Annotated in this window: 3 protein-coding genes; 2 read left to right on the plus strand and 1 reads right to left on the minus strand. The window is 75.3% G+C overall.

All coding sequences use genetic code 11. From position 1 onward, the window contains the following. The first annotated feature begins 135 nt into the window (after positions 1 to 135). Complete coding sequence (locus ACIQOV_RS30850) at positions 136 to 1,296, plus strand: GNAT family N-acetyltransferase (RefSeq protein WP_401053916.1); 1,161 nt, start codon at positions 136 to 138, stop codon at positions 1,294 to 1,296. A 4-nt stretch (positions 1,297 to 1,300) separates the two neighbouring features. Here the strand turns inward: ACIQOV_RS30850 and ACIQOV_RS30855 are convergent, their stop codons facing one another. Further along, positions 1,301 to 2,545 (minus strand): glycoside hydrolase family 26 protein, encoded by a 1,245-nt coding sequence (locus tag ACIQOV_RS30855; protein ID WP_401053918.1) that lies wholly within the window; start codon positions 2,543 to 2,545, stop codon positions 1,301 to 1,303. A gap of 369 nt (positions 2,546 to 2,914) precedes the next feature. On the opposite strand from ACIQOV_RS30855, the gene ACIQOV_RS30860 reads away from it, so the two are divergent. Next, on the plus strand, positions 2,915 to 3,994 hold the full coding sequence (locus ACIQOV_RS30860) for a hypothetical protein (protein WP_401053919.1): 1,080 nt from the start codon (positions 2,915 to 2,917) through the stop codon (positions 3,992 to 3,994). Positions 3,995 to 4,081 lie beyond the last annotated feature (87 nt).

The following is a 4,081-nucleotide window of genomic DNA, read 5'->3' on the forward strand; positions in this document are numbered from 1 at the left end:
AGGCGGCCAACGAGCTGTTCGCCGGCAACTCCTATCGGACGCGGTGGAGGAACAGCCCTCCGCCGTCGAGGAGCAGGCCCCCGCCGTCGAGGACCGGCCCGCCACCCAGGCCAAGGCGCCCGCCGGGAGCGCGCGATGAGCACCGAGACCCGCAGAAGCAGCCTGCCCGCCCAGGCGACGGCGCCGGCCTGGACCACCGAGCTCCACGGCGAGGACGACGCCCTGGACGTCCTCGCCGAGGAGTGGGACGACCTGGCCGGCCGCTGCCGGACCGCCACCTTCTTCCAGGCCGCCGACTGGCAGCGCTCCTGGTGGCGCCACTACGGCCGCCCGGGCAGCCTGCTCGTGGTGCTGGTCCGCCGGGACGGCCGGCTGGTCGGCGCGGGCGCCTTCGTGCGCCGCGGCGGACCGTTCGGCGGCCTGACCGGCCTCGGCGGCGGACTGGTCGACTACACCGACGTCCTGCTCGACGACGAGTGCGCCGACCGGGCCGCCGCCGAGTTCGCCGCCGCGCTCCCGCTCACCCGCCCCTGGCACTGGCTGGAACTGCGCGAGGTGCACCCCGAGGCGGCGGTGCAGCGGGTGTACGCGCACTGGAGCGGCAGCCGCCGCCGCTACCGGGACTCGCTCTGCCAGTACCTGCCGGCCGTCCCGATGGACCGGCTGCTCAAGCGGGTGCCCGGCAAGACCGCCCAGCGCAGCCGGGTGAAGCTCCGCAAGATCGCCGAGGCCGGGGTGACGGTCCGCTCCACCCCGGCGGCCGAGGTCCCGCAGGCGCTGGACGGGCTGCTGCGGCTGCACTTCCTGCAGTGGCAGGCGCGCGGCGTCACGCCCGAGCACCGCACCGAGCGGTTCGCGAGCCACCTGACCGAGTCCACCACCGGACTGGTCGGCTCCGGCAGGGCCACCGTCCACCAGTTCCACCTGGACGGCCAGCTGGTCGCGGTGAACCTGCTGCTGCTCTGCCCGTCCTTCGGCGGCCTGTACATGTACGGGGCGCACCCGGTGCTGCGCGAGCGGCTGGACATCGCCGGGCTGCTGTTCAGCGCGGCGTTGGACGAGACGGTCGGCGCGGGCGTCCCGGTGCTCGGCCTGCTGCGCGGCCAGGAGCCGTACAAGCAGCGCTGGCGGCCGGACCAGCTGTCCAACCACCGGCTGCTGCTCGGTCCGGCGGGGGCGGCGCCGGCGGCGGCCGTCCGCGCCGGGGCGGTGCGGGCCCGGCAGGCGGCGGCGCACCAGCTGCGCACCCGCTTCCCCCGGCTCAAGGAAGCGCTGCTGGCCCGCCGCCGCAGCTGAGTGCTCAGTGCCGGGCGTGCGGCGCGCCCGTCGGCCGGCCCGTCGACTTGCCCTTCGCCGGACGGGCCGACGGGCTCGCCGTCCTGCTCGGCGCGGTGCTGCCCCCGGGCACGGCGGGCGCGGCCGGCACGGCGGGCGGGCCCGGCGCCGCGGGCACGTCCGTCGCCGGGGTGGCCGTCGGCGCCGGTGCCTCCGTCGGTGCCGGCGTCGGCGCCCCCTTCGAACCGGACATCAGCTGCTTGAACGTCGCCGCCGAGCGCGGATTGCGCTCGCACTGGAAGAAGCCGTGCGGACAGTAGTCGGTGACGGTCTGGTAGGCGGTGTCGTGGGTGCGGATCCAGTCGACCATCCGCTGCACGAACTCGGGGTTGTCGCCGTTGCGGAACAGCCCCCACTCCGGGTACGAGACCGGCTTGCCGCGCTTGGCGGCGAACTCCACCTGGTCCTGGAGGCCGTACGGCTCGCGCACGTAGTCGTCGAAGGTGCCGCCCGCCGGCTGGTCGTAGTTGTCCATGCCGATGATGTCGACCACGTCGTCACCGGGGTAGCACTTGGTCCACGGGACGGCGTCCAGGCCCCGGCTGGGGGCGAAGTCGAAGCGGAACCGCTGCCCGGGCACCGAGCGCATCACCCCGACGATCCGCCGCCAGTACGTCTTCCACGCGGCCGGGTCGGGCTTGCAGCGGTGGGTGTAGGTGGTGCCGTTCATCTCCCAGCCGAGCGTGAGCACGGTGTCCGCGCCGCCCAGCGCGACCAGCCGGCGCGCGAGCTTGAGGAAGTGCCCGTCGAAGTCCCCGCGCGCCCCCTGGGCCAGCAGGTCGGCGACCTCGCCGTCCGGCACCTTCGCCTCGCTGGGCACCAGCATGGGCACCCCGAGCACCAGCAGCCGGGACGGATCGGCCTGCCGCCACTGCGACCACAGGCCGAGCACCATCGGCTCGCCCTCGATGTCGCTCCAGCCGTTGCCCGCCAGATAGGTGTGGCCGACCTGCATGTTCGCGTCGCCCAGCCACTGCGCGTACCGGCCGATCTGCGGGATGTAGTCGTCCCAGGAACCGACGAAGGCACCGAACGGCGGCTCGTGGTTCGGCCGCTGGACCGGCGGGCGGGGGGCCGCGCCGCGGGGCTCGATGGCGTCGGAGGAGAGGGTGTGCCGTTCGGTCTGGCTGAACGGCGTCCCGGCCGGGACGCTGGCCGTGGCCATCAGCAGCAGGGTGGCGGCGGCCAGCGTCAGGCGGCCGATTCGCATGGTGCTCTCCTCCGGACGTCGCGTGGGCGGGGCGCACGGTCTCGGCGTGGACGGACCGTGGCGCCCCGCTCGCCGACAGTAGGCCCGAAGGGGGACGAAAAAGCCGAATGTCACCCTAAAGTGGGCGCCGATCGAACGCCGTCTGCCGCAAAGGCCGGCGACCCGCGGTCATGTATCAGCTTGGTAACGGTCCTGTCGGGCCCCCGTGGCCCGCTCCGCAACGCCCGGCGCGGCGGCCGGAACGCCGACGGCGCAGGTGGGCGGGTGGACGTGCGGGAAGGGCGCGCGGGGCTCGGCGGACGCCCGGCGGGACACGGCGACGGCGGAACCGGGCTGACTCGCGTGCCCGGTGAAAGGTACGCTCCGGCCGTGTCCTGGAAGCCGCTGCGTGTACTGACCCCCCGCTCGATCCTGCCTGCCTCGGCGGTGATGCTGGTCCTTGCGGCCGGAGCGGCGGCGCACGCGAACAAGCCGGTGCCGTTCGGCGACCGGGTCGCGGGACCGGGCGACGCCGGGGCGACACCGGTGAACTCCGAGTCGCTCAGCTCGGCCGACCTCGACCTGCGGGTCGGCCCCGGCCTGGAGGCCTTCCACAAGCGGACCGGCGAGCAGGCCTGGTCCTACCGCCGCGAGGGCGCCGAGGCGCTCTACCTCGCGATGGCCGGCGACAACGCGATCGTGGTCTGGGACGACGGCATGGTCACCTCGGTGCGCCCCGGCGACCACGAGGTGCGCTGGCACCGCGCGGTGCCGGGCCTGGCCGACTGGCTGCACGGCGACGGCGAGCCCGGCGCCGACAAGCGGACCGACGCCCAGCGCAAGGCGCTCGCCAAGCAGCGGGCCGCGGCCGCGCTGCACACCGTCCAGCGGGACGGCTCACCCTGGCTGGCGCTGGTCACCCCGAACCTGACCATGGGCCTGCGCGACGCCGACGGCGACCTGCGCTACAACGACAAGCCCTCCGGCAGCTGCGTCTACGACCCGCTGCGCGCCGTCCACACCGACTACGCCGTGCTCATCCCGCGCACCTGCGGCAACAGCAGCGGGCAGGCCGTCTCCGGCGGCATCACCGGCTACCGGCTGGACAGCAACGGCTGGGCGATGAACACCGGTCCGACCGCCACGGTCAAGGTGCTGGACCGCAGCCGGGTGGAGATCACCGACGGCCCGATCGTCCCGCCCAAGGTGTTCGACACCAAGGCGGCCGCGCCCGAGACGGCCTGCGGCAGCGTGGACGCGCCGTTCGCGGCGGTCCGCCCGCAGGGCGGCTGCGCGGCGGACCCGTCGGTGAACCCGGCCGTGGGCGACCCGGCGGCGAACCCGGCCGTGGGCGACCCGGCGGCCACCGGCACCGTGCCGGACGCCCCGGTGGGTACCGGCACCGTGCCGGACGCCCAGGCAGCCACCGGAGCGCCCGCGGGGGACCGGTCGGGCGCGCAGCCGCAGTAGCGGGGACGACCCGCGGACGACGGCCTTCGGCCCGGAACCGGCGGGCGGCAGGCCGCCGGATACCCCGGGCCGGTACGCCTCCGAGGG

Origin of the sequence: Kitasatospora sp. NPDC091257 (genome assembly GCF_044757675.1) — a bacterium.
In the GTDB taxonomy this organism is placed as follows: Bacteria; Actinomycetota; Actinomycetes; order Streptomycetales; family Streptomycetaceae; genus Kitasatospora; species Kitasatospora lactacystinica.

Bases quoted from the DNA above. Each gene is read 5' to 3' on its own strand.
- ACIQOV_RS30850 (WP_401053916.1), top strand. From the start codon at position 136: ATGAGCACCGAGACCCGCAGAAGCAGCCTGCCCGCCCAGGCGACGGCG.
- ACIQOV_RS30855 (WP_401053918.1), bottom strand. From the start codon at position 2,545: ATGCGAATCGGCCGCCTGACGCTGGCCGCCGCCACCCTGCTGCTGATG.